Origin of the sequence: Pseudomonas sp. SG20056 (genome assembly GCF_031764535.1) — a bacterium.
Taxonomy (GTDB): domain Bacteria; phylum Pseudomonadota; class Gammaproteobacteria; order Pseudomonadales; family Pseudomonadaceae; genus Aquipseudomonas.
Window position 1 is genome coordinate 3,504,783 of the sequence record NZ_CP134499.1, and the last position, 22,785, is coordinate 3,527,567.

The 22,785-nt window shown below is 62.7% G+C and carries 24 protein-coding genes; 12 read left to right on the forward strand and 12 right to left on the reverse strand.

Translation table 11 applies throughout. The annotated features are described in order from the left end of the window. Nucleotides 1–25 precede the first annotated feature (25 nt). Nucleotides 26–1,201: an acetyl-CoA C-acyltransferase gene (locus tag RHP75_RS16675; RefSeq protein ID WP_311089180.1), complete on the forward strand. Its 1,176-nt coding sequence runs from the start codon at nt 26–28 to the stop codon at nt 1,199–1,201. 75 nt (nt 1,202–1,276) lie between these two features. Here the strand turns inward: RHP75_RS16675 and RHP75_RS16680 are convergent, their stop codons facing one another. From RHP75_RS16680 to RHP75_RS16705, 6 genes are all read right to left on the reverse strand, one after another. Beyond that, complete coding sequence (locus RHP75_RS16680; protein WP_311089181.1) at nt 1,277–1,888, reverse strand: DUF2846 domain-containing protein; 612 nt, start codon at nt 1,886–1,888, stop codon at nt 1,277–1,279. A 90-nt stretch (nt 1,889–1,978) separates the two neighbouring features. Next, the gene (locus RHP75_RS16685; protein ID WP_311089182.1) at nt 1,979–3,136 is read right to left on the reverse strand and encodes a phosphatidylserine/phosphatidylglycerophosphate/cardiolipin synthase family protein; all 1,158 of its coding nucleotides are present in this window, start codon (nt 3,134–3,136) and stop codon (nt 1,979–1,981) included. Between the two features lie 122 nt (nt 3,137–3,258). Beyond that, entirely contained in the window at nt 3,259–3,591 is a 333-nt protein-coding gene (locus RHP75_RS16690; protein WP_311089183.1) for an amidase, read from the reverse strand. Beyond that, the gene (locus tag RHP75_RS16695; RefSeq protein WP_311091970.1) at nt 3,588–4,679 is read right to left on the reverse strand and encodes a serine hydrolase; all 1,092 of its coding nucleotides are present in this window, start codon (nt 4,677–4,679) and stop codon (nt 3,588–3,590) included. The genes RHP75_RS16690 and RHP75_RS16695 overlap by 4 nt, the downstream gene beginning before the upstream one ends. A gap of 153 nt (nt 4,680–4,832) precedes the next feature. Then, nucleotides 4,833–5,618: an MBL fold metallo-hydrolase gene (locus tag RHP75_RS16700; protein WP_311089184.1), complete on the reverse strand. Its 786-nt coding sequence runs from the start codon at nt 5,616–5,618 to the stop codon at nt 4,833–4,835. Nucleotides 5,619–5,705: 87 nt separating this feature from the next. Next, entirely contained in the window at nt 5,706–6,593 is an 888-nt protein-coding gene (locus RHP75_RS16705; RefSeq protein ID WP_311089185.1) for an acyl-CoA dehydrogenase, read from the reverse strand. A 148-nt stretch (nt 6,594–6,741) separates the two neighbouring features. Here RHP75_RS16705 and olsB point away from each other — a divergent pair, with 148 nt between their 5' ends. Next, the gene (gene olsB, locus RHP75_RS16710) at nt 6,742–7,500 is read left to right on the forward strand and encodes an L-ornithine N(alpha)-acyltransferase (RefSeq protein WP_090249004.1); all 759 of its coding nucleotides are present in this window, start codon (nt 6,742–6,744) and stop codon (nt 7,498–7,500) included. 71 nt (nt 7,501–7,571) lie between these two features. Beyond that, complete coding sequence (locus RHP75_RS16715; RefSeq protein ID WP_311089186.1) at nt 7,572–8,366, forward strand: lysophospholipid acyltransferase family protein; 795 nt, start codon at nt 7,572–7,574, stop codon at nt 8,364–8,366. Here the strand turns inward: RHP75_RS16715 and RHP75_RS16720 are convergent. Beyond that, nucleotides 8,363–8,947, reverse strand: coding sequence for an ACP phosphodiesterase (locus RHP75_RS16720; RefSeq protein ID WP_311089187.1), 585 nt, complete (start codon nt 8,945–8,947; stop codon nt 8,363–8,365). The two genes, RHP75_RS16715 and RHP75_RS16720, sit on opposite strands and share 4 nt — an antisense overlap. A 127-nt stretch (nt 8,948–9,074) precedes the next feature. Here RHP75_RS16720 and RHP75_RS16725 point away from each other — a divergent pair, with 127 nt between their 5' ends. Genes RHP75_RS16725 through RHP75_RS16735 form a run of 3 tightly spaced genes read left to right on the forward strand, consistent with a single transcriptional unit; the run spans nt 9,075 to nt 11,650 of the window. After that, nucleotides 9,075–9,377: a helix-turn-helix transcriptional regulator gene (locus RHP75_RS16725; RefSeq protein ID WP_311089188.1), complete on the forward strand. Its 303-nt coding sequence runs from the start codon at nt 9,075–9,077 to the stop codon at nt 9,375–9,377. 39 nt (nt 9,378–9,416) lie between these two features. Further along, nucleotides 9,417–10,583, forward strand: coding sequence for an MFS transporter (locus RHP75_RS16730; RefSeq protein WP_311089189.1), 1,167 nt, complete (start codon nt 9,417–9,419; stop codon nt 10,581–10,583). Between the two features lie 17 nt (nt 10,584–10,600). Further along, nucleotides 10,601–11,650 (forward strand): alkene reductase, encoded by a 1,050-nt coding sequence (locus RHP75_RS16735; RefSeq protein WP_311089190.1) that lies wholly within the window; start codon nt 10,601–10,603, stop codon nt 11,648–11,650. Nucleotides 11,651–11,812: 162 nt separating this feature from the next. On the opposite strand, the gene RHP75_RS16740 is transcribed toward RHP75_RS16735, so the two are convergent. Next, a complete protein-coding gene (locus tag RHP75_RS16740) occupies nt 11,813–12,658 on the reverse strand; it encodes an ATPase (RefSeq protein ID WP_311089191.1) in 846 nt (281 codons plus the stop codon). A 390-nt stretch (nt 12,659–13,048) separates the two neighbouring features. Here RHP75_RS16740 and RHP75_RS16745 point away from each other — a divergent pair, with 390 nt between their 5' ends. Beyond that, nucleotides 13,049–13,360: a hypothetical protein gene (locus RHP75_RS16745; protein WP_167142422.1), complete on the forward strand. Its 312-nt coding sequence runs from the start codon at nt 13,049–13,051 to the stop codon at nt 13,358–13,360. 60 nt (nt 13,361–13,420) lie between these two features. Here the strand turns inward: RHP75_RS16745 and RHP75_RS16750 are convergent, their stop codons facing one another. Continuing rightward, a complete protein-coding gene (locus RHP75_RS16750) occupies nt 13,421–14,413 on the reverse strand; it encodes an NAD-dependent epimerase/dehydratase family protein (RefSeq protein WP_311089192.1) in 993 nt (330 codons plus the stop codon). Nucleotides 14,414–14,580: 167 nt separating this feature from the next. On the opposite strand from RHP75_RS16750, the gene RHP75_RS16755 reads away from it, so the two are divergent. Both RHP75_RS16755 and RHP75_RS16760 read left to right on the forward strand, forming a co-directional pair. After that, nucleotides 14,581–15,636 (forward strand): saccharopine dehydrogenase NADP-binding domain-containing protein, encoded by a 1,056-nt coding sequence (locus tag RHP75_RS16755; RefSeq protein ID WP_311089193.1) that lies wholly within the window; start codon nt 14,581–14,583, stop codon nt 15,634–15,636. Between the two features lie 279 nt (nt 15,637–15,915). After that, nucleotides 15,916–17,874, forward strand: coding sequence for a methyl-accepting chemotaxis protein (locus RHP75_RS16760; RefSeq protein WP_311089194.1), 1,959 nt, complete (start codon nt 15,916–15,918; stop codon nt 17,872–17,874). 3 nt (nt 17,875–17,877) lie between these two features. Here the strand turns inward: RHP75_RS16760 and RHP75_RS16765 are convergent, their stop codons facing one another. Next, nucleotides 17,878–18,774, reverse strand: a complete 897-nt coding sequence (locus RHP75_RS16765) for a LysR family transcriptional regulator ArgP (RefSeq protein WP_311089195.1) — start codon at nt 18,772–18,774, stop codon at nt 17,878–17,880. A gap of 98 nt (nt 18,775–18,872) precedes the next feature. Here RHP75_RS16765 and RHP75_RS16770 point away from each other — a divergent pair, with 98 nt between their 5' ends. The 3 genes from RHP75_RS16770 to RHP75_RS16780 all read left to right on the forward strand — a co-directional run bounded on the left by RHP75_RS16770 (nt 18,873) and on the right by RHP75_RS16780 (nt 20,649). Further along, nucleotides 18,873–19,274: an ACT domain-containing protein gene (locus tag RHP75_RS16770; protein ID WP_311089196.1), complete on the forward strand. Its 402-nt coding sequence runs from the start codon at nt 18,873–18,875 to the stop codon at nt 19,272–19,274. 5 nt (nt 19,275–19,279) lie between these two features. After that, complete coding sequence (locus tag RHP75_RS16775) at nt 19,280–19,891, forward strand: LysE/ArgO family amino acid transporter (RefSeq protein WP_311089197.1); 612 nt, start codon at nt 19,280–19,282, stop codon at nt 19,889–19,891. A gap of 176 nt (nt 19,892–20,067) precedes the next feature. After that, a complete protein-coding gene (locus RHP75_RS16780) occupies nt 20,068–20,649 on the forward strand; it encodes a superoxide dismutase (protein WP_090249029.1) in 582 nt (193 codons plus the stop codon). 64 nt (nt 20,650–20,713) lie between these two features. Here RHP75_RS16780 and RHP75_RS16785 read toward each other — a convergent pair whose 3' ends face one another. After that, entirely contained in the window at nt 20,714–21,358 is a 645-nt protein-coding gene (locus RHP75_RS16785; RefSeq protein ID WP_311089198.1) for a hypothetical protein, read from the reverse strand. A gap of 1 nt (nt 21,359) precedes the next feature. Next, the gene (locus tag RHP75_RS16790) at nt 21,360–22,655 is read right to left on the reverse strand and encodes an ammonium transporter (protein WP_311089199.1); all 1,296 of its coding nucleotides are present in this window, start codon (nt 22,653–22,655) and stop codon (nt 21,360–21,362) included. Nucleotides 22,656–22,785 lie beyond the last annotated feature (130 nt).

The window sequence follows — 22,785 nt, forward strand, 5'->3', positions numbered from 1 at the left end:
TACTACAAAAACGAGGAATTTTCTGATGTCCGATATCGTCATCGTCAGCGGCGCACGTACGCCGATGGGTGGTTTTCAAGGCAGCCTGTCGAGCATTGCCGCGGTTGACCTGGGTGCGACCGCCATTCGCGCGGCAGTTGAGCGCTCCGGCATTGCCCCTGCCGACGTACAGGAAGTGATCATGGGCTGCGTGCTGCCTGCCGGCCTCAAACAGGGCCCGGCCCGCCAAGCGTCGCTGAACGCCGGCCTGCCCGCTGCTACCGGTTGCACCACGATCAACAAGCTCTGCGGTTCGGGTATGAAAGCGGTGATGATGGCGTTTGATTCGCTCAAGGCCGGCAGCAATAACGTGATGATTGCTGGTGGCATGGAGAGCATGTCCAACGCGCCCTACATCATGACCAAGGCCCGCGCGGGCCTGCGCATGGGCCACGGCGAGATCAAGGACCACATGTTCCTCGACGGCCTGGAAGATGCGCGCACCGGCCGCCTGATGGGCTCCTTCGCCCAGGAAACCGCTGACCAGTACGGCATCACCCGTGAGCAGATGGACGCCTACGCCATCGAGTCGCTGAAACGAGCCCAAGCCGCCATCGCCAGCGGTGCGCTGGATGCGGAAATCGTCCCGATCACCGTCAGCGGCCGCAAGGGCGATGTCGTGGTCAAGGATGACGAACAGCCGCTGAACGCCAACCTGGAGAAAATTCCAGGTCTGAAGCCGGCCTTCCGCAAGGACGGCAGCATCACCGCGGCCAACGCCAGCTCGATCTCCGACGGCGCCTCGGCGCTGCTGCTGATGACTGCCGAAGAAGCCGCCAAGCGTGGCCTCAAGCCACTGGCGAAGATTGTCGCCCACGCCACCCAGAGCCAGGACCCAAGCGAGTTCACCATCGCGCCGATTGGCTCGATCACTAACCTGCTGAAGAAAACCGGTTGGGACAAGGCTGACGTTGACCTGTACGAGATCAACGAAGCCTTCGCCATGGTCACCATGCTGGCCATCCGTGAGCACGGCCTGGATCACGCCAAGGTCAACGTCTACGGCGGCGCCTGTGCCCAGGGCCATCCGGTCGGCTCTACCGGCTCGCGGATTATCCTGACCCTGATCAACGCGCTGAAAAACACTGGCGGCAAACGCGGCATCGCTTCGCTGTGCATCGGTGGCGGCGAAGCTACAGCTGTAGCGGTTGAGCTGATCTAAAAGGATCGACGCATGGCCGCAATGGCCATGTTTACCTTGCGGTAACGGGCCAGCCTTGCGCTGGCCCGTTGCGTTTTAGATGCCGATCTTGTCCAGCGACTTGCCGACTTTGCGCCAGAAGCTGCGCTGCATGCGCTCGGTTTCGCCGCTGGCAGCAATGCGCTCAAAAGGCTGGATCTCACGGGTGGTGCCGATTTCCGCCGCTGCCACCTCGCGGGACACCAATTGCAGCGGACCATCACCCTGGCTGGGGACCTGCTCATTGACTGGCGGCGGGTTGAGTTCGTCATAGCGCAGGTAGTAGATACCACCAGCCGCGGCATCCAGGGTAAAGCTGCTGATCAGGGTGAAGTCCAGCGGGCCGTCGGCGAAAAAGGTCCAGTGCGTACCGAACAGCGGCCGGCGCATTTCCAGCTGATAACTGGCGATATCAAACTCCAGCACCATGTAGGCATTGCTCGGCAAGCTGCCGATACGCGCGTTATTCAGAAACAGCGCCGGAGCTTCCAGCTCCTGATCCGCCCAATCGCTTTGCGGGCGGTAGAGGTAAACCAGCGCGTGATTGTCATCGCTGAGCACGTGCTCACGAAAGGCTTCGCCCTCGGTTGCGCCAAAAAATGCCCCTGGGGTCGAGCAACCACTCAAGGCGACCAACAACAGCACTGCAAGCCAGGGCAGACCACGCATCGACAGCATCCTTATTCGAGTTATGTAGCGAGCATAGCGGCGCCCTGCCCGGCCTACACCAGACAAAAGTGCGGGCCGAAAAAGTGCGGGTTAGCGGCGACGATCAAGCAGGTTGACCAGCAACTGATCCAGCGCGCCCCAGATGGACTGCTGCAGCCGCCGCCACCAGGGCCGCGCGCGCCAGTCGGCAAGGGTGATTTCCTGACTATCGGCAAAGTCCGCCTGAAAGCTCGCCGCCACGCTGGCGGTAAACTGCGGATCCAGCGCCTCAAGATTGGCGTCCAGGTTGAAGCGCAGGTTCCAGTGGTCGAAGTTGCAGGAACCGACGCTGACCCAGTCATCCACCAGCACCATCTTCAAATGCAGAAAGCGCGGCTGGTACTCGAAGATTCGCACCCCAGCCTTGAGCAGGCTGGCGTAATAGCGCTGGCCAGCAAAGCGAACCGGCGGATGATCGGTATTCTGTCCGGCCAGCAACAGATGCACCTCAACGCCACGTCTGGCGGCTTGACGCAGGGTGCGGCGTACCCGCCAGGTCGGCAGAAAGTAGGGCGTCGCCAGCCAGATGCGCTGCTTGGAGCCGCGCAGTGCGCGCACCAGTGAAAGCAGGATGTCGCGATATTGTGAAGCATCGGCAAAGGCCACACGGCCCAAGCCCTGGCCCAATGCAGGCAATGCCGGCAGGTTTTTCAGGCGCAGTGGCATACGCGGTCGCCAGGCGATCCAAGCCTGAGACGCCTGCCACTGACGCTCGAACAGCTGCTGCCAGTCGGCCACCAGTGGCCCGCTGATTTCCACCATGACCTCATGCCAACGGCTGCTGTTTTGCTCCGGCTGCCAGAATTCATCGGTCGCGCCAGTACCGCCAACAAAGGCGAATTGCCCATCGACCAACAGCAGCTTGCGATGATCACGGTGAAAGTTGCGCACGCCGTGCTTCCAGCGCAGCGGGTTGTACCACTGCACCTTCACGCCAGCCGCCTGCAGCAGTTGCCGATCCGCCACCTGCAGCCCCTGTGCGCCAAAGGCATCGAACAGGCAACGCACGGCCACGCCTCGCTGCGCGGCAGCGCACAGGCTATCGATCAGCACGCGGCTGCACGCCCCGCTTTCCACCAGGTAAAGCTCCAGCTCGACCCGGCGCTGCGCGGCGTCGATGCGCGCCAACATCCGCACGAAGAACTGCGGCCCATCGATCAGCAAGCTCAGTGCGTTACCGCGTCGCCAGGGAAAGACGTTATGCGGCATGACCGTTCACGCGGCGGTTGACTCTGCGCATTGCGTCTCACGCATGGGAAATGGAGACGCCACCATAGCCGCCCGGCAGGGCCTTGCAAACCCTGCCGTGCGCTCAGCCAGACGCAACCCTGTTACGGCAACGGCGCAGCCTGCGGTAACAGCTGACAGCCCTGGCGTGGGCCCAGCCATTGCGCGCTCTGGGTACTGCCCAGGCCACGCGCGGTCACGCGCTTGTTGGCCGAGTCATCGAAGAAGCCGGAGAGCGCAACATACTGCGCCACATACACCTCGCAGTAGTCGGCCGGGTTGTTCGCCACATAGCGGCACGAGCAGTACTCCTTGGCCGAGTAAGCACCGATGATTCCCGGAAAGGCCTGCAAATGGGTTCGGTTCTGCCAGGCCAGGGCGGCGAGCAATAGCGCAATCAGCAACAACAGGCTGCTGAACGGACGACGACGAATCATGGCTGCACCTCATCGGCCAACGCGGCAAGAACCAGTTTGAGGAAATGGTTGCGATCGAAGCTGCCATCGCGATCATCGGCATAGCGCACGATCACCAGGTTCTCGCTGGCGATTACATACAGCCCCTGCCCCCAGTGCCCGGACGCCACCAGGGTGTCTTCCGGCGCATCCGGCCACGGCCTGCTCGCACCGGCGACTGCCGCATTCAGCCACCATTGGCCGCCTGGTACGGCTTCACCCGGTTTGTCGGCCTGCGGTTGGTAATTGGCAAACGGCGTGCGGTTGAACTCGACCCAGGCTTTGGGCAGCAACTGCTGCTCGCCCCAGCGGCCATCACGCTGCATCAGCAGGCCAACACGGGCCAGGTCACGAGCGCTCATGTAGACGTATGAAGAACCGACAAAGGTGCCCGCAGCGTCGCGCTCCCACACGGCGGTGGTGATACCGAGCGGGTCGAACAGTGCGGTCCAGGGGTAATCGGCATAAGCCGCCTCGCCCACCATGTTCTTCAACGCGGCGGCCAGTACGTTGGTGTCACCACTGGAATAGCGGAAGCGCTCGCCCGGCTGGGCATCGGCGCTGTGCGCGGCGGTGAAGGCCGCCATATCACCGCGGCCACGGGTGTAGAGCATTGCTACTACCGAGGATTTCAGCGGCGCGTATTCATAGTCCTCCTGCCAGTCCAGCCCCGAGGCCCAGTTGAGCAAGTGGCCGACCTTGACCTGCGGGTGTGCAGCAAACGGCGGGTAGTAATCGGCCACCGGGGCATCCAGACGGAAGCGGCCCTGGCCGTAGGCCACGCCCATCGTAGTAGCCAGCAGACTCTTGGCCATCGACCAGGTCAGGTGCGGCGTGGCGGCGTTGGTCGGTGCGGCATAGCGCTCATAAACCACCTGGCCATCGCGGATTACCAGCAGGGCATCGGTGCGCACACCTTTGCGGGTGGCGTCATCGCGGGCGGGAAAGGCGTAGCTTTCCAACTCGCTGAGCGCGGCGCTGGGCGCAGCCAACTGGCTGTCCCAGTCGCTGCCAGGCCAGTTCTCGGCCTGCGCTGTGGCGCAGCCCAGAGCGAAGACGCACGCCAGCATCAGCCGCCGCACGGGAAAGGGAGTGAAGGACATGGAGCCGCCTCTGCTGGGATCGAAGACGGCACCCTAGCATGGCGCTGATGACGACAAAAAGCGCCGAACACGCCGGTTTAGCCGGCAATTCGGCGCGAAAAGTCAGTGCATGGAAAGCCACTACTTCGGCAGGCGGTAATCCTCCGGTCCCATCAGATCCATGCCGCACTCCAGATTTTCGATCCAGTAAAGGAAGGCATTGATCATTTCCGCGCCGACAAAGGGCCGGCCGTGTTGCGGCACAATCATCGCCACATCCATCTCGCGGACCATCGCCGCCCACAGCCGGCAGGCCTTATTGCCCGCCATATAGCGCCGGTGAAAACCGAGCATGTTCGGCACATGGTTGACGAAGTCGGTCACCGGGTGTGCGTCATCAACCATCGAGGCACCCATATCGCCAGAAAACAGAATTTTGCTTACCGGGTCATACAGCTGGAAGTTGCCCACCGAGTGGAGAAAATGCGCAGGCACCGCCTTGAGCGCGCACTTGCCCAGGGCAAACGACTGACCGCGATCGGGCAGCGCGATGATCCGGTCAAAGGTGTTGATGCCACGGCTGAGTGCCAGGTAGTTGGCCGTCAGGTGCGGCAGAAAGCGCGCCCAGAGCTTGGAGCAGATCACCCGTGCACGGGTGTGCAGCAGCCACTTATCCAGCGAGGCGATGATGTCCGGGTCCTGGTGCGAGGCGAAGATATAGGTCAGGTCCTGCACCGGGATGTGCTTGGACAGCTCCAGCGACAACGGCGTGTAGGTCAGGTCGCCGCCCGGATCGAGCAGCAGGTACTGCTCGTTGTCGGTGATCAGAAACTGGTTGGACTGCACGCCCTCCCCGCTGACCAGGTCATCGAACATCATGCATTGATGCTCGCCGTTATCGAACAGCACTATGGGCTCGCGTCGCATGGCAGGCTCTCTCCCGAAAGCCCGCGAGCTTACTGGCGCAGCGGCTCGGCCTTACTGATCTGGATCAAGCCGACGCGCCATGCCGGCTTACAGCTTGATGCCGAGCACCGCCTGCGCCTTCTGCAAACGTTTACTGCGCGCGCTGCCGGCAATCGCCAGCAGACCTTTGTCGCGCTGCCAGAGCTGCGTCCAGTGCGCGTCACCGGCAGCAAAGGCGTTGTCCAGATCACTGCGCAGGCTGTCGAACTGGGCAAACAGTCCGGCCAGCAGCAGATGGCTGCCTGCGGCACTTGGGCATTGTCGCGCCACTTCCGCGCAGCCGGCCAGCAAGCCGAGCAAGCGCAATTGCAGGGCCTGCGGCCAGGCCGACTCCTGGCCCACACCAAACAGCCAGGCGGTCAGTGCCGCCAGCACGTGAGTGTCTTCCAATGTGCGGAAGGGTTTTACGTAGTCATCCCAGCCATCGCCGGCCAGCCGTTCGCACTGCGCGCCCTGCAGATGCAGACGGCCATGGCTGACATCCGGCATCAGCGGCAATGCCGGCAGCGTCTCGATCAGCACGCCCGGCGCGCCATTGCGCACCACCCCAAGCGCAAGCTGCACCGGCGCGCCAGCTACTTCCTCACGCGCAGCCACCAAGAGCCAGTCGGCGGCTTCGGCGGCGGTGACGAAATCCTTGCGGCCATCGAGGGTCAGGGCATTGATCCGCGTACTCATGTCCGCAGGACGGGGGCTGCGGTTCTCGGTCACGCACAGCGCGCCCAAGGTCCAGGGCGCGGCCGGCCAAAGCGCGCGCAACGCGCCCTGATAACCGGCGAGAAACGCCAGCCCCGGCGTAGCTGCCAGCCGGCCGCCGAGCAAGGCCAGCTGCAACGGGGTTGGGTTGCCGATGCGTTCCAGCAGGCTGGCGTACCACTCCTCCAGCCCGGCGACCGGCAGACGCGTTTGCGGGCTTAACAGCTGTTGCCAGGGCATGCATTGCTCCTTGTTTCAGGGATTGAAGTCAGTGTCACACAAGCATCACCAAAGATTCACGGAGGTGACACCGCCGCTACCTAGCCTGAGCTTGCCCAACAAGATCGACCGGCTGCAAGGCAAAAAGCCGGCTAACGGAGATGACGGCATGACCCAAATGGCAATCACCCGCGACCGCACCACCCCAGCTCGTCGCCTGCAGGCCGAGCGTTTACACGGCGCTGCTGCCTTGCGCGAAGCCCAGGCACTGCGCTTTCGTGTATTCAGCGCCGAATTCGATGCCAAGCTCAAGGGTGCCGAGCTGGGCCTGGACATGGATGACTACGACATTCACTGCCAACACATCGGCGTACGTGATCTGAACAGCGGTGAGCTGGTGGCCACGACTCGCCTGCTCGACCACCGCGCAGCGGCCAGCCTGGGGCGCTTCTACAGCGAAGAAGAATTCAGCCTGCACGGCCTGCCGCACCTCGAAGGCCCGGTGCTGGAAATCGGCCGCACCTGCGTCGACGCCGCCTACCGCAACGGCGCGACCATCGCCGTGCTCTGGGGCGAGTTGGCCGAAGTGCTCAACGAGGGCGGTTACCGCTACCTGATGGGCTGCGCCAGCATCTCCATGCAGGACGGCGGCATCCAGGCCCAGGCAATCATGCAGCGCCTGCGCGAACGCTACCTGTGCACCGAACACCTGCGCGCCGAACCGAAAACTCCGCTGCCGGCGCTGGATGTGCCGAGCAACGTGATCGCCGAAATGCCGCCGCTGCTCAAGGCCTATATGCGCCTGGGCGCGAAAATCTGCGGCGAGCCGTGCTGGGACCAGGATTTCCAGGTCGCCGATGTGTTTATCCTGCTCAAGCGCGATGAGCTGTGTCCGCGCTATGCCCGGCACTTCAAGGCAGCCGTCTGAGTTAGGTTGCACAACTCGCCGGCACTCTGTAGACAGTGCCGGCGTTTGTGTTTTTGTTGCGAGAGTGTTCGATGAAGAAAGTGCGTTTATACCTGCGCCTGGCGCGCCTGCTGCTGGTGATCAGCCTCGGCACCCTGCTGGCCGGAGGCATCACTTTGCTTGAACGTCTGGTCCGGCATGACCTGATGCCGACCCGTCAGCGCCTGACCCGCTGGTTTCTCGCGCGTCTGGCAGGAGCGCTGCCATTTCGCTTGCAGGTGCAGGGCGAGCTGCCGCGTCAGCCGATGCTGTGGGTCAGCAACCACGTGTCCTGGACCGATATTCCGCTGCTCGGCATGCTCACTCCGCTGTCCTTTCTGTCCAAGGCCGAGGTGCGCACCTGGCCGGTTGCCGGCTGGCTGGCACACAAGGCCGGCACCCTGTTTATCCGCCGCGGCTCGGGTGATAGCGGCCTGCTCAGCCAACAGCTGGGCAACCACTTGCAACGCGGGCGTAACCTGCTGATCTTCCCCGAAGGCACCACCACCGATGGGCTGGGGCTGCGCACCTTCCACGGCCGCCTGCTGAGCAGTGCGATCGACAGCGGGGTTTACATACAGCCAGTGGCCATCCGCTACCTGCGTGATGGCAAGCCGTGCAGCGTGGCGCCGTTTATCGGCGATGACGACATGCTCTCGCACCTGCTGCGTTTGCTCGGCAGCGAGCTGGGTGAAGTGCAGATCCAGCTACTGACACCGATTGCCAGCAGTGAGCTGAACCGCAATGCCTTGGCCCGCGCGGCGCAGCAGGCAATCAGCCAGGCGCTGTTTGGTACAGCTGAGCCCACTGAAACAGCCAGTACGGAAACAGAAAGCCAGGCTGCCTAACCGGCGAGTCCACGTTCGCGCGCCACAAAGGCCTGCAACTCGGGATAGAACTGGCGAAAATCCTCCAACAGCGGCTGATACAGCCGCTCCAGCTCGGCCGCACCGCCGGCCAACAAGCCTGGCCGCGATAGCCGCCGATCAATCCCCGCGACCACCTTCTCCAGCACGGCAAATTCGCGGTAACTGCCCAGCCAGTCCTGAGCGGCCATGCGCGGCGCAATGTGCGCCAGACGCTCAGGCAAACGCGGCTCATCAGCCAGCACTTGATAAACACGCCCGGTAAAGCGCGGCAATGGCTCGGCGGCATAGTCGCCCCAATTCAGCGCCAGGCAGTGATCGAAAAATACATCCAGCAAGATGCCGCTGTAGCGTCGCCGCTCTAGGGCGAAGCGCGCCCGTGCCTGCGCTTGCAGCGGATGGCTGTCGGTGAACGCATCGATACGCCGATGCAGACGGATCGCCGCTTCGATATCCGCCGGCCACTGCCCGGCCAGCGGCCCCTTGACGAAATCGCCATACAGGCTGCCCAGCAGCTCCGCCGGCGCATCACCGCCGAGATGTAAGTGTGCGAGGTAATTCATGCCCACAGCTTACACATCAGCCGTCGTGATGATGACTATCGCCACGAACGATCTGTATATCGCCTCCAACCGATATAAAGTTCGCCCCATCGCGATATAGCGTTACAGCGCACAGGGGATAACCCGTATGCAACTCGACATCGATGAAGTGATCAAGGCTCTGGCACATCCGGTACGGCGCGACATCCTGCATTGGCTGAAAGATCCGCAGGCGTATTTCGCCGACCAGGATCACCCGCTGGAGATCGGCGTATGTGCCGGCAAGATCGACCAGCGCACCGGGCTGTCGCAGTCGACAGTCTCCGCGCATCTGGCGACCCTGCAGCGCGCCGGCCTGATCAGCAGCAAAAAGGTCGGCCAGTGGAACTTCTTCAAACGCAATGAAGAAACCATCCAGACGTTCCTCAGCCACATGAGCCAAGCGCTCTAAAACTAATTGTTCATTCACCCTTTTTCAGGAGCTGACGGCATGCCTGCAGCGCTTCTCGTCCTCGCTTTGTCCGCGTTTGCCATCGGCACCACGGAATTCGTCATCATGGGCCTGCTGCCTGAAGTGGCGGGCGACCTTGACGTATCGATTCCCGGCGCGGGTTGGCTGGTCACCGGTTACGCCCTGGGCGTGGCCATCGGCGCGCCCTTTATGGCCCTGGCCACTGCCAGCTGGCCGCGTAAAGCGTCACTGCTGACGCTGATGAGCATCTTTATCGCTGGCAACCTGTTCTGCGCCCTGGCCAGCGATTACCAGATGCTGATGCTCGCCCGGGTCATCACCTCCCTCTGCCATGGCGCCTTCTTCGGCATCGGTTCGGTGGTGGCCGCCAGCCTGGTGCCGGCCAATCGCCGCGCCTCGGCCGTCGCCTTGATGTTTACCGGCCTGACCCTGGCCAATGTGCTCGGCGTGCCGCTGGGCACCGCGCTCGGTCAGTACGCCGGCTGGCGCTCGACCTTCTGGGCCGTGACCCTGATTGGCGTGATTGCCCTGATTGGCCTGTGGCGCGTATTACCGAGCAAAACCGATGAAACCAAGGCCGACTTCGCCAGCGAAGTGCGTGCCCTGCGCGGTGCCGGCTTATGGCTGGCGCTGAGCACCACGGTGTTGTTCTCTGCGGCGATGTTTGCCCTGTTCACCTACATCGCGCCGCTGCTTGGCGAAGTCACTGGCGTGTCGCCCAACGGCGTGACCTGGACCCTGCTGCTGATCGGCCTCGGCTTGACCCTGGGCAACGTGCTCGGCGGGCGCCTGGCCGACCGCAGCCTGAAAGCCACCCTGATCGGCGTATTCGTCGCCATGGCGGTGATTTCCACCCTGTTCAGCTGGACCAGCCAGGCGCTGATCCCCGCCGAAATCACCCTGTTCCTCTGGGCCACCGCCGCCTTCGCGGCGGTGCCGGCCTTGCAGGTCAATGTGGTGGCTTTTGGCAGCGGCGCGCCGAACCTGGTGTCGACCCTGAATATCGGCGCCTTCAACCTCGGCAACGCCCTCGGCGCCTGGGTTGGCGGCCTGGTGATTGCCGAAGGTTTCGGCCTGACCCGCGTACCCCTGGCCGCTGCCGCCCTGGCTGTACTGGCGTTGCTGGCCACCCTGCTGACCTTCAGTACCCGTAGCCCTGAACCCGAACTTGCACTCAACGAATAACCTGAGAGGACCGTCCCATGACTACGCTTTTCGACCCGATCCAGATTGGCGATCTGCAACTCAACAACCGCATCATCATGGCCCCGCTGACCCGCTGCCGCGCCGATGAAGGCCGCGTGCCCAATGCACTGATGGCCGAGTACTACGTGCAACGAGCCAGCGCCGGGCTGATCATCAGTGAAGCCACCGCCGTGACCCCGATGGGCGTCGGCTACCCGGACACCCCCGGCATCTGGTCGGATGAGCAGGTACGCGGCTGGAGCAATGTGACCAAGGCCGTGCACGCTGCAGGCGGCAAGATCGTTCTGCAACTGTGGCACGTCGGGCGCATTTCCGACCCGATCTACCTGAACGGTCAGCTGCCGGTCGCACCGAGCGCCATCCAGCCGGCGGGTCACGTCAGCCTGGTGCGCCCGATGAAGGACTTCGTCACCCCGCGCGCCCTGGAAACCGAAGAAATCGCCGACATCGTCGATGCTTATCGCCAGGGCGCGGAAAACGCCAAGGCCGCCGGTTTTGACGGTGTGGAAATCCACGGCGCGAACGGTTACCTGCTCGACCAGTTCCTGCAGAGCAGTACCAACCAGCGCACTGACCGTTACGGCGGCAGCCTGGAAAACCGCGCACGCCTGCTGCTGGAAGTCACCGATGCGGCCATCGAAGTCTGGGGCGCTGGCCGTGTGGGCGTGCACCTTGCACCGCGTGCCGACAGCCATGACATGGGCGACGCCAACCGCGCCGAAACCTTCACCTATGTCGCTCGTGAACTGGGCAAACGCGGCATCGCCTTTATCTGCGCCCGTGAAAAGGAAGCCGACGACAGCCTGTCGCCAAGCCTGAAACAAGCCTTCGGCGGCGTGTTTATCGCCAACGAGCGCTTCACCAAGGATCAGGCCAATGCCTGGCTGGCTGAGGGCAAGGCCGATGCGGTGGCCTTTGGCATTCCGTTTATCGCCAACCCGGACCTGCCGGCGCGCCTGGCACAGGATGCCGAGCTGAACACGCCGCACCCAGAAACCTTCTACGGCCAAGGCCCGGTCGGCTACCTCGACTACCCAACGCTGTAAGCCTGACGCCCCCTCTACCGTAGGAGGGGCTTTAGCCGCGATGGCATGCCCCAGCATTCGCCGCTAAAGCGCCTCCCACAGGGGCTCGCCAGCATCTAAGTGAGGTTTTAAATGCCTCAAAAAGAAGCCCGCCAATTGGCGGGCTTTTCCGTTGCGACTCACTCAGCGTGCGTCGATCTGCTGCTGCAGGTTCAGTACCTGAGCCTGCAGGGTGCTGATATTGCGGGTCATCTGCGCACGGAAGGCGTCAAACTCAGCCGTGCTGCTGCCAGCGGTACGGGTTTCCAGATCGCTTTTCAGCACCAGCAGGTCCTGCTCGACACGGGCAATGGCCTGGTTGGGGTTGCCCTGTTTCTTCAGCACATCAATTTCGCCGCTCAACCCGGCCAGTTTCTCGTCGAGTTTGCTTTGCCCGGCCAGCGCGCTTTTCAGGGTGGCTTGCTCATTTTTCAGCACCGCCTGTTCGGCGCTGAGTTTGTTGAGGATGCCTTCCAGCTTGGCATCCCCACCTTCCTGGCCTTTCAGCTGTGCGGCCAGCTGCTCAAGGCGCTTGCTCTGCTCGCTACTCTGCCCACTGACGCCCTGCTGTTGCTTACTCAGCTCAGCCAGCTTGCTTTCCAGCTGCTTGACCTGCAGCTTCAGCGCTTCACTGCCGCTGGTGACCGAGGATTCGGTGGCCACCACCTTGCCGGAAATGTCCTGAATACGACCGGCGGCTTCCTCGCTGATGCGCGCAAAGCTTTCCTGGGTCGCCACCAGTTGCTGCTCCATCAGGCTGATCTGCTGAAAGCTCCACCAGCCGAGCCCGCCCAAGGCGATCATCAAGGCGCCAACCAGGGCCCAGAGTGGGCCGGTACTGGCCGTCTTCACCGGTGCGGCAGCCGCCGCACGACCATAGCCAGGGCTGCGCGCTGGCTCCGCCTGCTCGGCGGCATAGTCATCGTGATCGCGGTGGTCAGCCCGCAGGCTGGGCACGTGATCGAGTTCGTCGTGGGCATCGTTACGCATGGGTCAACCTTCAAGAAAGCGCGGGGTGAGGAGCCTGTCGGATTTAACACTGCTCTGCTGCGGAAAAGCCCGACAGGCTCCATGCAAATTGCCGCGCAGTATAACGGTTCGCGCGCAGCGCTTCAGTGTCGCGCTATGTCAGTGCGAAACGCACCGACGAAGGGCACGGCACTTGCCATCGACTCGCTGCAGGCCGCGCAGTTCCACAGAGTGTGAACTGGTATGCGCTTTGCAATTGTCTATTTGCGACGTTATCGCCGCGCCAGGAAGCAAGGGCGCTGCAGACGCGATCCGCACGCGGGAAACGCGGCGAGACCAGGCCGGTGGCATTGCGGATGGGTGACACCCAGCCCACTTGCCCACTTGTAATAGCTAGGGGGGGGAAGATCCATGGAGCTGAACAGAGAAGTACTGGATTGCATGATGAGCCTGCGCCGCAGGCTGCGCGAAGAACTGACGGTGGACATCCGCATGAGCCAGCCTGATGCGATCAACAGCATGCTCAGCGCCTGTCTCACCTCAAGCAGCGAGGAAACCCGCCAACTCGGGCAACTGCTGGCCCAATATAGCGACCGCCCCTTCGGTGAGCCCGCAAGCACACCACGGATGCAGGCCGGCCACCCGCTGCTGGTGGAAGAAAGCGCGCACCGCCCGTCTAGCGCCTCGGTGCGCATGTATCGCGGGCAGCGCGTTTACGCCTGAGAACCTGCATACGATCTGCTGCACGCCGGCCCTGCTGCGTTCAAAACAGGTGCTAAAGAGTTAGCTCGGATGATGCGCCTGCCACCAGGCGCAAAACTCATCCAGTGCCGTCCACAGGCTGGTCTTGGGTTCGTACTCCAGATACTGCTGCGCGCGGCTGATATCCAGGGAAAAGTCCTTGGCCATCACCGCCACACCCAGGCGGAACAGCGTCGGTTCCGGGCGACCAGGCAGAAGCTTGCACACGCCTTCATTCAGCGCCGCCGCGCCATAGGCCAGGCCGTAGGGCAGATGGCGAGTGACCGGCGGCAGGTCGAGTTTGCGCAGCACATAGTTGACCACGTCCCACAGCGGCACGGGCGCGCCGTTGCTGATGTTGTACACCTGCCCCAGCGCTGGCCCGGCCGCCAGCAGGCAGCTCATCAGCGCTTCGTTGAGGTTGTGCACGCTGGTGAAATCGACCTTGTTCAGGCCGTTGCCGATGATCGACAAGCGCCCCTTGCGCTGCATATTGATCAAGCGTGGGAAGATGCTGGTATCGCCCGCCCCGGTGACAAAACGCGGACGCAGCGCCAGCACCTCCAGGCCGAATTCCTGGGCAGCAAACACCTGCTGCTCGGCGAGAAACTTGGTTTTGCCGTAGTGATCGGAAAAGCGCTTGGGCAGCTGTTCTTCACGCAGGCCGACATGCGCCTGGCCATCGAAATACACCGACGGCGACGACAAATGCACCAAACGGCGCACCTTCTGTTTCAGGCAGGCATCCACCACGTTTTCGGTGACCGTGACGTTGGCCTGATAGAAATGCTCGTAAGATCCCCACACACCAACCGCGCCCGCGCAATGCACCACCGCATCAACATCCCGACACAGTTGCTGCACCAGCTCAGGGTCGGACAGATCGCCCTGAATAAACTCCGCGCCACGCGAACAGAGATGCTCAACGCCCTCGGCACGCCGTCCATTGACCCGCACACTCAAGCCCTGCTCCAAGGCAAAGCGGGCGAAACGCCCACCGATAAAGCCGCTGGCCCCGGTTACCAGAATCTTCATTGCCGCCCCCTTTGCCGTGATTGCAGGCCACTCTAGCAGCGCATGTAAGCCGCTGCCGTGGCATTGCAAGCCAGAACAGCGACTGCACACACCCTGCGATAGGCAACAGATCCGTTCACAGCGACTAAGCTGCCAGACGCAAACCAATAACAACTTAGGAGCACGGGATGGCCACGCACTGGATGATCTACGGAGCCAACGGTTACACCGGCCACCTGCTGGCCGCCGAAGCCAAGCGCCAGGGCCTTACGCCCATTCTGGCTGGGCGCAACCCGGCCGCCGTACACGCCCTCGGCAGCCTGCTGGGCCTGGAATGCCGGATATTCGATATCCACCAACTGGATCGTGCCAAGGAAGCCCTGGCCGATGTTGCCGTGGTTGCCCACTGCGCGGGGCCATTCTCTGCCACCAGCGCACCGCTGCTCGATGCCTGCCTGGCCAGCGCCACCCACTATGTCGATATCACTGGCGAGATCAGCGTGTTCGAAGCCGCTCATCAGCGTGATCAGCAGGCTCGCGAACTTGGCGTGGTGGCCTGCCCCGGCGTGGGCTTCGATGTAATCCCCAGCGATTGCCTGGCCGCCTGCTTACACCAGGCTCTGCCCGATGCCACCCACCTGGCGCTGGGTTTCGACTCTGGCAGCGGGCTGTCGCCAGGCACGGCGAAAACCTCAGTGGAAGGTCTGAAGTTTGGCGGCAAGGTACGTCGCGCAGGCGTGATCACCGATGTGCCGCTGGGCTATAAACGCCGTGCCATCAACTTTGGCCGCGGTGAAAAGCCGGCGGTCACCATTCCCTGGGGCGATGTCTCCACCGCCTACCACTCCACCGGCATCGATAATATCGAGGTGTACCTGCCGACACCGACGGCGGCAGCGATTGTCATGCGCCTGATCGACCCGCTGCGCGCCCTGCTGGGCCTGGATGCGGTACAAAACTGGCTCAAGCGGCTGATCGAAAAACGCGTCAGCGGCCCGGACGAAGCCAGCCGTGCCCGTCAGCGCACCTGGCTGTGGGGCGAGGCGCGCAATGCCGCAGGCGTGGTGAGAACCGCGCGGTTGGAAACCGCCAACGGCTATGACGTCACCGTGCATGGCGCCTTGCTGGCCGTGCAGCACTTGCTGAACTACAGCGGCCCTGGCGGCTATTTCACCCCGTCAAGACTGCTCGGTGCACGCTGCGTGGAACAGCTGCCGGGCTCGGGCAAGATCAACATCAGCTAGCGGACCGCTGCCAAACCGGTGTGCTGCAACTTGGTTACCTTCCGCCCCATAAGCGCAAGGTAACGCACCATTCTGCACCAGATTCAACCTGCCCCATTGTCGCCCCGCCCTTCGCCTGTCACGCGGCCAAGCGTTGCCACACACCCTCAGTACGCGGCTTTCGAGCCGCCCTTGGCTTGCGATCGATTTTATTTACGCAGCCGTCAAGCAATTCGCACGATCCTTGCAGAATAATCAACACAACCATCCATTCACGCCTTCTGCCTGGAGCCTCTGGATATGCCGCTACGCCTAAAACTTGCCCTTAGCTACTTGTTTATCGGGCTTTTCCCTGTACTGGCGATGGCCTTTACGGTGTATTGGCAAGCCAGCAAGGCGCTACAGGAACAGACGCTGAACGCCCTGGACGCTGTAGCAAATATCAAACAGGCACAACTACTGGACAACCTGCAGGCGCGCCGCGACCAACTCAGCACCCTGGCCAACAACCTGGGCACCAGTTACGGCGGGCTGACTGGAATGGCGCTGGTCAGCGCGTCCAATTACGACCGGCCGATCTACGAGAACTTTATCCAGACGTACGGCTACCGCGAGCTGAAGTTGATCGCCAGCGACGGCACGGTGATCTTCAGCGTCCTGCGCGGCGATGATTACCAGCAGAACCTCACGCAGGGCGCATGGCGTGAACTGCCCATGGGCCAGTTGGCCAGCGCCGGACTGAACCGTCAGGCCAGCCTGATCAGCGACCTGGCGATCAATCCGCAAACCGGTGAGCCCAGCCAGTTTCTGATCAGCCCAGTGATCAGCGAAGGCGAGCTGATTGCGCTGTTGATGCTCGAACTGCCAATTGCCCCGCTCAATAGCGTGATGCAAACCCGCCAGGGCCTCGGCGACGCCGGCGAAACCTACCTGGTCGGAGCCGACGGTCTGTTGCGTTCGGACTCCGCGCGTTTCAGCGAGCATCAGGTGCAGCGCTCCGAACAGCGCCCCAGCGAGCTGCAGGGCGACGCCATCACCCGCGCACTGAACGGCGAGCAAGGACAACTGGCAGAAACGGGGCTGAACGGTCAGCCCGCACTGAAGGCCTTTGTGCCCCTGGAATTTGATGGCCAGCACTGGGCGCTGATCGCCGAAATGGATCAGGCTCAGGCGTTTGCTCCGGTGCATGAATTGATGTGGCAAATCCTTCTGCTCGGCCTGCTGACCATAGGCGCCGTGCTGTTCGCTACCTGGCTGGTCAGTCGTAGCGTGATGCGCCCACTGGGCGGCGAGCCGGGCACCATGGCTCAGCTGGCACAACGCCTGGCCGCCGGCGAGCTGCGCATCAGTCAGCAGCCCGGCCAGGGCAATGGCCTGATGCACGCCCTGCACGATATGGCCAACGCCTGGCGCGTGGTGATCGAACAACTGCGCCAGGCCAGCAATGCCGTGGGCCATGCCAGCGGCGATATTCTCAATGCCGCCGGGCAGACCAGCCAACGCCTTGACCAACAGCAGGAAGCTCTGGAAATGGTGGTCAGTGCGGTCGATCAGATGGCCGCCACCGTGCAGGAAATCGCCACCAGCGCCAGCCAGAGTGCCGACAACAGTGAAGCCGCGCGCCATGCCTTTACCACCATGCAGGACACCCTACAGCGCATGATCGGCCGCCAGGACCAACTGCTTGGTGGTCTGCGCGAGGCCGATCAGGTGGTGCAGACCCTGGCCGGCAATAGCCAACAGATCGCCTCAGTACTGGAGGTGATTCGCGCCATCGCCGAGCAGACCAATCTATTGGCCCTCAATGCCGCCATTGAAGCGGCGCGCGCTGGCGAACAGGGCCGTGGCTTTGCCGTGGTTGCCGATGAGGTACGCAGTCTGGCCATGCGCACCCGCACTGCCACCGAAGAGGTGGTGCAGATCATCACCACGCTCGACAATTCATCCACCCAGGCCCTGGCCAGCATGCAGGACTCCACTGCCCAGGCCTGCGCCCTGGAAGATGAGACGCAAGCCGTACTGGGCTCACTCGGCCACCTGGATCACTCACTGCAGGCCGTGCATGACCTGGCCTTCCAGATCGCCGCGGCTGCCGAACAGCAGGCGGCCACCACCCAGGAGGTCAACCAGCATATGCACCAGCTCAGCGCCATGACCGCAGACAACCGGGAAAACGCTGCCAATACCCGCCAATGCGGCGAGCATCTGCAAAATGTCGCCGGCAACCAGCAGCATCTGTTGGCGCATTTTCAGCTCTGACCTTTAGTCCGTAGCGGTCACCAGCCAGGTGGCCGCGTGCCGCTGCAAATGGCGGGTCAGCTCGCCCAGCAGCTCACCGCCATTGCGCCAATGGTGCCAGTACAGCGGCACATCAATTGGCCGGTCACTGATCAACTCGACCAGCTCGCCACGGGCCATCTCACCCTGCACCTGCAGTTCGGGGATCAAGCCCCAGCCAAACCCGGCCTGCGCCAGGCGGATAAAGCCCTCGGATGACGGACACAGGTGATGGGCAAACCCACCCTCCACGCCGAGGCCGGACAGGTAGCGGTGCTGCAACAGATCATCCGGGCCGAACACGATGGCCGGCGCGTGGGCCAACGCCTGTGCCGTCACGCCTGTAGGGAAGTGCCGGGCGATAAACGCCGGGCTGGCCATGGCGCGATAACGCATTGCCCCGAGCAATACAGCCCTTGCGCCAGCTACCGGGCGCTCGCTGGCGCAGACACAAGCGGCGACCTCACCGGCGCGCATACGCTTAAGGCCGACCTCCTGATCCTCCACAACCAGATCCAGCAGCAAACGCTGTTCGGTACAGAACGCGCCCACCGCGCCGGCCCACCAGGTGGCCAGGCTGTCGGCGTTCAGCGCAATGCGCAGGCGCTCCGGCAAACCGCCCTCATCCAGCCCCGGCACCTGCGCCTGAATATCGCGCTCCAGCAACCGCACCTGCTGCACATGGTTAAGCAGACGTCGGCCGATTTCCGTCGGCGCCGGCGGCACCGCACGCACTAATACCGGCTGGCCAACCCGCGCCTCGAGCAACTTGATCCGCTGCGACACGGCCGATTGCGACAAGCCCAGCACCTGCGCCGCCCGCTCGAAGCCGGCCTGTTCGACAACCGCAGCCAGAGCGGCGAGTAATTTGTAATCCAGCAAAATAAGATTTCCTAATGAGCAATCAGGATTATTGGTTTCTCTTATATACCTGACCGCAGCAGACTGACCAGCATCACCACTCGAAACAGGCAAACCACATGGCCGGCGAAACCTCATTGACCACCCTGCTGCGCAGCATGAGCCCACAGCTGAACGATGGCGCTTACGTGTTCTGCTGTTTAAGCGATGCCGCGCAACTGAAGGGCGTGCAACCGCTGGGCAGCTTTCAGGAAGCCGAAGGGCTCACGGTTATTCTGCCGCGCCAGCAAGCCGAGCACCTGGGCCTGCCGTACAGCTACGTGGCCGCCTGGCTGACGCTGCATGTGCATTCGGCGCTGGAAGCCGTCGGCTTGACGGCTGCCGTTGCCAGCGCACTGGCGCAAGCCGGGATCAGCTGCAACGTGATCGCCGGTTTCTACCACGACCACCTGTTCGTCGCCCATGCCGATGGACCGCGCGCACTGGCGGTTCTACAACAGCTCAGTGCACGGACGGAGTAACCGAGATGTGGCAAAGCTACAGCAACGGATTACTGATCGCCGCCGGGCTGATCATCGCCCTCGGCGCACAGAACGCCTTCGTCCTCGCACAAAGCCTGCGCCGCGAGCATCACCTGCCGGTGGCGCTGCTCTGTGTGGTCTGCGATGCCCTGTTGGTGGCCGCAGGGGTCTTCGGTCTGGCCGCCGTGCTGGCGCAAAACCCGATTCTGCTGGGTGTGGCGCGCTGGGGAGGCGCGGCCTTTCTGCTCTGGTATGGCGCCCAGGCGCTGGTTCGTGCCAGCCGCCCACAGGCCATGGGCTACAGCGCCGACAGCGGCCCGCGCTCACGCAAGGCAGTGCTGCTGGCGGCCCTGGCGGTGACCTTGCTCAACCCGCATGTGTACCTCGACACGGTGCTGCTGATCGGCTCACTCGGCGCACAACAACCGGTGCCTGGCGCCTATGCCCTGGGCGCAGCAAGCGCTTCTTTAATGTGGTTCTTCTGTCTGGCCCTCGGCGCGGCCTGGCTTGCACCCTGGTTGGCGCGCCCAAGCACCTGGCGCTTTATTGACCTGGGCGTGGCCTTGATGATGTTCAGCATTGCCTGGCAGCTATTGAGCAACCCCGGCATGCTCTAAAACGGCCCTGATGCAACATGCCGAGGTGGTTTTCCACACAGTTGTCGCGTGTTTAAGGCGCAGTGCCGGTGCTATGATCAAGGGCTTGCGGCGCAAAGAGATAACTCACGCCGCTGAGATGGCCGCCCGTGATCGGCCTCGCGCACACCGCACCTGACCTGATTAGGAGATAGACAATGGCTTTCGAATTGCCGCCGCTGCCCTACGCACATGACGCCCTGCAGCCGCACATTTCCAAGGAAACCTTGGAATTCCACCACGACAAGCACCACAACACCTATGTCGTGAACCTGAACAACCTGGTCCCAGGCACCGAGTTCGAAGGCAAGACCTTGGAAGAGATCGTCAAGACCTCTTCGGGCGGCATCTTCAACAACGCCGCTCAGGTCTGGAACCACACCTTCTACTGGAACTGCCTGGCGCCTAACGCCGGTGGCCAGCCGACTGGTGCCCTGGCTGACGCAATCAACGCAGCCTTCGGCTCCTTCGACAAGTTCAAGGAAGAGTTCAGCAAAGTGTCCATCGGCACCTTCGGTTCCGGCTGGGGCTGGCTGGTGAAAAAGGCTGACGGCTCCCTGGCTCTGGCCAGCACCATCGGCGCCGGCTGCCCGCTGACCAGCGGCGACACCCCGCTGCTGACCTGCGACGTCTGGGAACACGCCTACTACATCGACTACCGCAACCTGCGTCCGAAGTATGTTGAGGCGTTCTGGAACCTGGTGAACTGGGACTTCGTAGCGAAAAACTACGCCGCCTAAGTACCTGCGTCACCCACAAGAAACCCGGCCCAGTGCCGGGTTTCTTGTTATGTGGATAAGCTTTTTACAGCAGCTTGCGCGGTGCAAAGGCCAGGTGCAGCGCCTCTACTTGCTGCACAGCCTGAGTCAGGCGTTGATCGGCAATAACCGGCCCCAGGTACTCGCACAGGCCGATATACAGCAGGTTGAGCAATTGCCGTAACTGCTCAAGGACCAAGCCAGCGGCCTCCAGCGCCGCGCCCTGCTCCAGCCAGGCGCGCACCAGCAAGCGCTGCTCGTTAGCCACGCCTAAACCACCCAGATTGCCTGCAGCAAAGCGCCTTAAACGCGGCACCAGCTCCGCCTCCAGCTCATTGAACAACACCCGGCTCAACGCCTCGAAGGTATGCCGCGCCTGGCTATCCGGGCCACTGCGCAGCGGTACCGCCACCCCCATCCGCTGCCGCCAGCTGTGCAGCAGCGGCTCCGGGTCAGGCAGCAAGGCCGATAGTGGCCCGGTCAGCGCGCCTACCAGTTCGCGGTAGAGTTTGGCGCGCTCCAGCTTGCGTTCAGTGGTTGCAGCCACTTCACCGAGAAACTCATTGAGGGCGAACGGCGGTTTATCGGCATATTTGCTTTCCCACAGCGCCAGCACGGCCAGTAGTTCGTCCTCGGCAAAGTGTCCGGCCAGGCCGGTGTAGATCGCCCGTCGGCGAGTGGCCAGGCTCATCTCACACCCTCCTCGGCAGGTCGTTGCTGTCGAAGGTCACGGCCAGGTTGAACTCGGGATAACCCACCTCCGCATGCTCGGCATAATCCAGACCCCGCTGCTCATGCTGAGTGGAGGTGCGCAGGCCGAGAGTTTTCGCCAGCAACAGGTAGAGCATCAGCGCCAGCGGGAAGGCCCAAACAAAGGCCACACCGGCGCCGAGTAGCTGCACGCCGACCCGCGACCAGTTGAACAGGTCACCACTGAAGAACAGCCCGGCCGCCACAGTGCCCCAGACGCCGGCAAAACCATGCACCGGCACGGCACCGACCACATCATCAAGCTGCCAGCGCTCCAACAGACGCATGCCAAACACCACCACAAAACCGGCCACCAGCCCGGTCAGCAGAGCAAATAGCGGCGACATGCTCGCGCAACCGGCGGTGATGCCCACCAGGCCACCGAGCGAGCCGTTCACCGTGGTGGTCAACAGCACCGGGCTGGAGGTGCTGCGCTGCGCCAGAAATGCGCCCAGCGCCCCAGCCGATGCCGCCAAATGGGTATTCAGGGCAATCAGGCCGAGGCTGACATTCATCTCCAGGCTGCTGCCGGCGTTGAAACCGAACCAGCCGACCCAGAGGATAAAACCACCCAGCGCCACCAGGCTGAGGTTGTGCCCGGGAATGCTGCGCGGCGTACCGTCCGCCGCAAAACGTCCCAGGCGCGGCCCCAGCACCAGAATACCGGCCAGCGCACACCAGGCGCCGATGCTGTGCACCACAGTCGAACCGGCGAAGTCGATAAAGCCCAAGGCCGCCAACCAACCCTGGCCGCCATAGATGCCGCTCCACACCCAACTGCCGAACACCGGGTAGATAAACCCGCTGATTACCACCGCACCGATCAGGTAGGCCGAGTAACGCGTACGCTCGGCCATCGCCCCACTGGCGATGGTCGCCGCCGTGGCCGCGAACATCATCTGAAACAGCAGAAAGGTGAAATCCCAGGGCTCGCCGGTATGTGGCGCGAAATGGCTCATGCCAAACCAGCCGGTGATATTGCTGCCGAACATCAGACCGAAGCCCAGCAGCCAGAAGGTGATGCCACCGACGCAGCCGTCCATGTAATTTTTCATCATCACATTGACCGCGTTCTTCGCTCGTGACATGCCGCTTTCCAGCAAGGCAAAGCCGGCCTGCATAAAGAACACCAGCACGCTAGCCAGCACCAGCCAGGCGGTATTGATCGCCTCGTCACTGGCCGCCTGGGCAAGAGGTGAAACCGCAAATGCAGCTATCCCTAACAGTCGAGTTTTCATCGCAGCGTCCCCCATGACGGTGAATACCAGGGGCTTCGCAACTCTCATGCCAAACAAAAAAATAGCTGGGCGCCATTTTTAACCTTGCCTAGCAACGGCCCAAAAGGTGGCCATCCTGGGATGGCAGGCC

Coding starts and splice junctions, on each gene's coding strand:
- RHP75_RS16675 (WP_311089180.1), top strand. CDS start 26: ATGTCCGATATCGTCATCGTCAGCGGCGCACGTACGCCGATGGGTGGT.
- RHP75_RS16680 (WP_311089181.1), bottom strand. CDS start 1,888: ATGCGTGGTCTGCCCTGGCTTGCAGTGCTGTTGTTGGTCGCCTTGAGT.
- RHP75_RS16685 (WP_311089182.1), bottom strand. CDS start 3,136: ATGCCGCATAACGTCTTTCCCTGGCGACGCGGTAACGCACTGAGCTTG.
- RHP75_RS16690 (WP_311089183.1), bottom strand. CDS start 3,591: ATGATTCGTCGTCGTCCGTTCAGCAGCCTGTTGTTGCTGATTGCGCTA.
- RHP75_RS16695 (WP_311091970.1), bottom strand. CDS start 4,679: ATGCTGGCGTGCGTCTTCGCTCTGGGCTGCGCCACAGCGCAGGCCGAG.
- RHP75_RS16700 (WP_311089184.1), bottom strand. CDS start 5,618: ATGCGACGCGAGCCCATAGTGCTGTTCGATAACGGCGAGCATCAATGC.
- RHP75_RS16705 (WP_311089185.1), bottom strand. CDS start 6,593: ATGCCCTGGCAACAGCTGTTAAGCCCGCAAACGCGTCTGCCGGTCGCC.
- olsB (WP_090249004.1), top strand. CDS start 6,742: ATGACCCAAATGGCAATCACCCGCGACCGCACCACCCCAGCTCGTCGC.
- RHP75_RS16715 (WP_311089186.1), top strand. CDS start 7,572: ATGAAGAAAGTGCGTTTATACCTGCGCCTGGCGCGCCTGCTGCTGGTG.
- RHP75_RS16720 (WP_311089187.1), bottom strand. CDS start 8,947: ATGAATTACCTCGCACACTTACATCTCGGCGGTGATGCGCCGGCGGAG.
- RHP75_RS16725 (WP_311089188.1), top strand. CDS start 9,075: ATGCAACTCGACATCGATGAAGTGATCAAGGCTCTGGCACATCCGGTA.
- RHP75_RS16730 (WP_311089189.1), top strand. CDS start 9,417: ATGCCTGCAGCGCTTCTCGTCCTCGCTTTGTCCGCGTTTGCCATCGGC.
- RHP75_RS16735 (WP_311089190.1), top strand. CDS start 10,601: ATGACTACGCTTTTCGACCCGATCCAGATTGGCGATCTGCAACTCAAC.
- RHP75_RS16740 (WP_311089191.1), bottom strand. CDS start 12,658: ATGCGTAACGATGCCCACGACGAACTCGATCACGTGCCCAGCCTGCGG.
- RHP75_RS16745 (WP_167142422.1), top strand. CDS start 13,049: ATGGAGCTGAACAGAGAAGTACTGGATTGCATGATGAGCCTGCGCCGC.
- RHP75_RS16750 (WP_311089192.1), bottom strand. CDS start 14,413: ATGAAGATTCTGGTAACCGGGGCCAGCGGCTTTATCGGTGGGCGTTTC.
- RHP75_RS16755 (WP_311089193.1), top strand. CDS start 14,581: ATGGCCACGCACTGGATGATCTACGGAGCCAACGGTTACACCGGCCAC.
- RHP75_RS16760 (WP_311089194.1), top strand. CDS start 15,916: ATGCCGCTACGCCTAAAACTTGCCCTTAGCTACTTGTTTATCGGGCTT.
- RHP75_RS16770 (WP_311089196.1), top strand. CDS start 18,873: ATGGCCGGCGAAACCTCATTGACCACCCTGCTGCGCAGCATGAGCCCA.
- RHP75_RS16775 (WP_311089197.1), top strand. CDS start 19,280: ATGTGGCAAAGCTACAGCAACGGATTACTGATCGCCGCCGGGCTGATC.
- RHP75_RS16780 (WP_090249029.1), top strand. CDS start 20,068: ATGGCTTTCGAATTGCCGCCGCTGCCCTACGCACATGACGCCCTGCAG.
- RHP75_RS16785 (WP_311089198.1), bottom strand. CDS start 21,358: ATGAGCCTGGCCACTCGCCGACGGGCGATCTACACCGGCCTGGCCGGA.
- RHP75_RS16790 (WP_311089199.1), bottom strand. CDS start 22,655: ATGAAAACTCGACTGTTAGGGATAGCTGCATTTGCGGTTTCACCTCTT.